Here is a 5,467-nt window from a genome sequence, read left to right as displayed (position 1 = left end):
GGGTGTGTTGTTTGAGAACTCAATAGTGTGTTTGGTGGTTTTTGTTTGTTGTTGTTTTTTGCCGTGCCCTGATACCCCCGTGTTGGGGTGCGGTTTGTGATGCCAGTTTGTTTGGTGTCTTTTGTTTGGTTTCAGGCTTGTTCTGATTCGAATTCACCTGCCTGCTTTGTGGGTTGGGTTGTTTTTGTTTGGAGAGTTTGATTCTGGCTCAGGACGAACGCTGGCGGCGTGCTTAACACATGCAAGTCGAACGGAAAGGCCCTTCGGGGTACTCGAGTGGCGAACGGGTGAGTAACACGTGGGTGATCTGCCCTGCACTTTGGGATAAGCCTGGGAAACTGGGTCTAATACCGAATAGGATCATGGCCTGCATGGGTTGTGGTGGAAAGCTTTTGCGGTGTGGGATGGGCCCGCGGCCTATCAGCTTGTTGGTGGGGTAATGGCCTACCAAGGCGACGACGGGTAGCCGGCCTGAGAGGGTGACCGGCCACACTGGGACTGAGATACGGCCCAGACTCCTACGGGAGGCAGCAGTGGGGAATATTGCACAATGGGCGCAAGCCTGATGCAGCGACGCCGCGTGAGGGATGACGGCCTTCGGGTTGTAAACCTCTTTCAGTAGGGACGAAGCGCAAGTGACGGTACCTATAGAAGAAGGACCGGCCAACTACGTGCCAGCAGCCGCGGTAATACGTAGGGTCCGAGCGTTGTCCGGAATTACTGGGCGTAAAGAGCTCGTAGGTGGTTTGTCGCGTTGTTCGTGAAAACTCACAGCTCAACTGTGGGCGTGCGGGCGATACGGGCAGACTTGAGTACTGCAGGGGAGACTGGAATTCCTGGTGTAGCGGTGGAATGCGCAGATATCAGGAGGAACACCGGTGGCGAAGGCGGGTCTCTGGGCAGTAACTGACGCTGAGGAGCGAAAGCGTGGGGAGCGAACAGGATTAGATACCCTGGTAGTCCACGCCGTAAACGGTGGGTACTAGGTGTGGGTTTCCTTCCTTGGGATCCGTGCCGTAGCTAACGCATTAAGTACCCCGCCTGGGGAGTACGGCCGCAAGGCTAAAACTCAAAGAAATTGACGGGGGCCCGCACAAGCGGCGGAGCATGTGGATTAATTCGATGCAACGCGAAGAACCTTACCTGGGTTTGACATGCACAGGACGCCGGCAGAGATGTCGGTTCCCTTGTGGCCTGTGTGCAGGTGGTGCATGGCTGTCGTCAGCTCGTGTCGTGAGATGTTGGGTTAAGTCCCGCAACGAGCGCAACCCTTGTCTCATGTTGCCAGCACGTTATGGTGGGGACTCGTGAGAGACTGCCGGGGTCAACTCGGAGGAAGGTGGGGATGACGTCAAGTCATCATGCCCCTTATGTCCAGGGCTTCACACATGCTACAATGGCCGGTACAAAGGGCTGCGATGCCGTGAGGTGGAGCGAATCCTTTCAAAGCCGGTCTCAGTTCGGATCGGGGTCTGCAACTCGACCCCGTGAAGTCGGAGTCGCTAGTAATCGCAGATCAGCAACGCTGCGGTGAATACGTTCCCGGGCCTTGTACACACCGCCCGTCACGTCATGAAAGTCGGTAACACCCGAAGCCGGTGGCCTAACCCCTTGTGGGAGGGAGCCGTCGAAGGTGGGATCGGCGATTGGGACGAAGTCGTAACAAGGTAGCCGTACCGGAAGGTGCGGCTGGATCACCTCCTTTCTAAGGAGCACCACGAGACCTGGCCGGCCCCACATCGTGTGGGATCAGCTGATAGTCAGGCGATTCGTTGGACGGCCCTTATCACCTGTAGTGGGTGGGGGTCTGGTGCACGACAAGCAATCGTCCAGGACGGGGACCTTCCTTTGGGGGGTTGTCTGGTGCTGCCAAACACACTGTTGGGCTTTGAGACAACAGGCCCGTGCCCGGGGTTCCGGGTGGCTCCGCGTTGGCGGGGTCGGCGTGTTGTTGCTCCATCTTTGGTGGTGGGGTGTGGTGTTTGATTTGTGGATAGTGGTTGCGAGCATCTAGCACGCAGGAGATCTCTTTGGGTCTGTTGTGTGTTTTTGATGTGCAATTTCTTTTTTCGAATTGGTTTTTTGTGTTGTAAGTGTTTAAGAGCGCATGGTGGATGCCTTGGCACTGGGAGCCGATGAAGGACGTGGGAGGCTGCGTTATGCCTCGGGGAGCTGCCAACCGAGCGTTGATCCGAGGATGTCCGAATGGGGAAACCCGGCACGAGTGATGTCGTGTCACCCACTACTGAATACATAGGTAGTGGGGGGGAACGCGGGGAAGTGAAACATCTCAGTACCCGTAGGAAGAGAAAACAATTGTGATTCCGTTAGTAGTGGCGAGCGAACGCGGAGGATGGCTAAACCGTATGCATGTGATACTCGGCAGGGGTTGTGTGTGCGGTGTTGTGGGACGTTTCGTCTTCGGTCTGCCGGCCGGGGCGGGAGTGATAAACCGTGGTGTTAGGTGAAGTGGCCTGGGATGGTCTGCCGTAGTGGGTGAGAGCCCCGTAACTGAAAACATCACGGCTCCTGTGGAACTGTTCCCGAGTAGCAGCGGGCCCGTGGAATCTGCTGTGAATCTGCCGGGACCACCCGGTAAGCCTGAATACTTCTCAGTGACCGATAGCGGATTAGTACCGTGAGGGAATGGTGAAAAGTACCCCGGGAGGGGAGTGAAATAGTACCTGAAACCGTGCGCTTACAATCCGTCAGAGCCCTCTCTTTGAGTGGGGTGATGGCGTGCCTTTTGAAGAATGAGCCTGCGAGTCAGGGACATGTCGCGAGGTTAACCCGGGTGGGGTAGCCGTAGCGAAAGCGAGTCTGAATAGGGCGTATCCAAGTCGTAGGGCTTGGTGTAGTGGTGTGTTCTGGACCCGAAGCGGAGTGATCTACCCATGGCCAGGGTGAAGCGCGGGTAAGACCGCGTGGAGGCCCGAACCCACTTAGGTTGAAGACTGAGGGGATGAGTTGTGGGTAGGGGTGAAAGGCCAATCAAACTCCGTGATAGCTGGTTCTCCCCGAAATGCATTTAGGTGCAGCGTTGCGTGTTTCTTGCCGGAGGTAGAGCTACTGGATGGCCGATGGGCCCCACAGGGTTACTGACGTCAGCCAAACTCCGAATGCCGGTAAGTGAAAGCGTGGCAGTGAGACGGCGGGGGATAAGCTCCGTACGTCGAGAGGGAAACAGCCCAGATCGCCGGCTAAGGCCCCTAAGCGTGTGCTAAGTGGAAAAGGATGTGCAGTCGCAGAGACAACCAGGAGGTTGGCTTAGAAGCAGCCACCCTTGAAAGAGTGCGTAATAGCTCACTGGTCAAGTGATTGTGCGCCGATAATGTAGCGGGGCTCAAGCACACCGCCGAAGCCGCGGCATCAACTTTGTTGATGGGTAGGGGAGCGTCCTGCACACCGGTGAAGCAGCCTGGTAATGGAGCTGTGGAGGGTGTGGGAGTGAGAATGCAGGCATGAGTAGCGATAAGGCAAGTGAGAACCTTGCCCGCCGAAAGACCAAGGGTTCCTGGGCCAGGCCAGTCCGCCCAGGGTGAGTCGGGACCTAAGGCGAGGCCGACAGGCGTAGTCGATGGACAACGGGTTGATATTCCCGTACCCGTGTGTGAGCGTCCCTGATGAATCCATTCTGCTAAACGCCCAAATGGTGGCCTACCAATTCCTTCGGGAAGCGGGGGTTACCGGCTGCGCGTGACCCGGGTGGGTAGTAGTCAAGCGATGGGGTGACGCAGGTAGGTAGCCGTACCAGTCAGTGGTAATACTGGGGCAAGCCCGTAGGGAGTCAGATAGGCAAATCCGTCTGGCATATATCCTGAGAGGTGATGCATAGCCGAGTGAGGCGAATTCGGTGATCCTTTGCTGCCAAGAAAAGCCTCTAGCGAGCGCACACACGGCCCGTACCCCAAACCAACACAGGTGGTCAGGTAGAGAATACCAAGGCGTACGAGTGAACTATGGTTAAGGAACTCGGCAAAATACCCCCGTAACTTCGGGAGAAGGGGGACCTCCTACTGTCATGGCACATGCTGCCGGCAGCGGTGGGGGGTGGCACAAACCAGTGAGAAGCGACTGTTTACTAAAAACACAGGTCCGTGCGAAGTCGCAAGACGATGTATACGGACTGACGCCTGCCCGGTGCTGGAAGGTTAAGAGGACCCGTTAACCGTAAGGTGAAGCGGAGAATTTAAGCCCCAGTAAACGGCGGTGGTAACTATAACCATCCTAAGGTAGCGAAATTCCTTGTCGGGTAAGTTCCGACCTGCACGAATGGCGTAACGACTTCTCAACTGTCTCAACCATAGACTCGGCGAAATTGCACTACGAGTAAAGATGCTCGTTACGCGCGGCAGGACGAAAAGACCCCGGGACCTTCACTATAGCTTGGTATTGGCGTTCGATACGGTTTGTGTAGGATAGGTGGGAGACTGTGAAACTCACACGCCAGTGTGGGTGGAGTCATTGTTGAAATACCACTCTGATCGTATTGGACTTCTAACTTCGGACCGTATATCCGGTCCAGGGACAGTGCCTGGTGGGTAGTTTAACTGGGGCGGTTGCCTCCTAAAATGTAACGGAGGCGCCCAAAGGTTCCCTCAACCTGGACGGCAATCAGGTGTTGAGTGCAAGTGCACAAGGGAGCTTGACTGCGAGACGGACATGTCAAGCAGGGACGAAAGTCGGGACTAGTGATCCGGCACCCCCGAGTGGAAGGGGTGTCGCTCAACGGATAAAAGGTACCCCGGGGATAACAGGCTGATCTTCCCCAAGAGTCCATATCGACGGGATGGTTTGGCACCTCGATGTCGGCTCGTCGCATCCTGGGGCTGGAGCAGGTCCCAAGGGTTGGGCTGTTCGCCCATTAAAGCGGCACGCGAGCTGGGTTTAGAACGTCGTGAGACAGTTCGGTCTCTATCCGCCGCGCGCGTCAGAAACTTGAGGAAACCTGTCCCTAGTACGAGAGGACCGGGACGGACGAACCTCTGGTACACCAGTTGTCCCACCAGGGGCACCGCTGGATAGCCACGTTCGGACAGGATAACCGCTGAAAGCATCTAAGCGGGAAACCTTCTCCAAGACCAGGTTTCTCACCCTTTTAGAGGGATAAGGCCCCCCGCAGACCACGGGATCGATAGACCAGACCTACACGCACCGCAAGGTGTTCAGGGAACTGGCACTAACCGGCCGAAAACTTACAACAACCCAAACAACAAACCAGTTGATTCGGACACTGTAAGACGCACATCAACGCCCGCAACCACACCACAACAATCACAACACCGCACCCCACCACCAAAACTAAACCTCCCCCACAGGGGACACTCAAAAACGAGTGAATAAAGTTACGGCGGCCATAGCGGCAGGGAAACGCCCGGTCCCATCCCGAACCCGGAAGCTAAGCCTACCAGCGCCGATGATACTACCCAACAGGGTGGAAAAGTAGGACACCGCCGAACACAATTTA

Annotated in this window: 3 rRNA genes; all 3 read left to right on the top strand. The window is 56.2% G+C overall.

From position 1 onward, the window contains the following. The first annotated feature begins 185 nt into the window (after positions 1–185). A 16S ribosomal RNA gene (locus tag BST42_RS28820) occupies positions 186–1,705 on the top strand. A 382-nt stretch (positions 1,706–2,087) separates the two neighbouring features. Further along, positions 2,088–5,203 (top strand): 23S ribosomal RNA (locus BST42_RS28815). Between the two features lie 143 nt (positions 5,204–5,346). Continuing rightward, positions 5,347–5,459, top strand: a 5S ribosomal RNA gene (gene rrf, locus BST42_RS28810). Together the 16S, 23S and 5S rRNA genes form the textbook arrangement of a ribosomal RNA operon. Positions 5,460–5,467: the final 8 nt, after the last annotated feature.

Source organism: Mycolicibacterium rhodesiae (genome assembly GCF_002086695.1).
Taxonomy (GTDB): domain Bacteria; phylum Actinomycetota; class Actinomycetes; order Mycobacteriales; family Mycobacteriaceae; genus Mycobacterium; species Mycobacterium rhodesiae.
The sequence above is the reverse complement of the archived record's forward strand: the minus strand, read 5'-3'. Positions and strand labels throughout refer to the sequence as shown.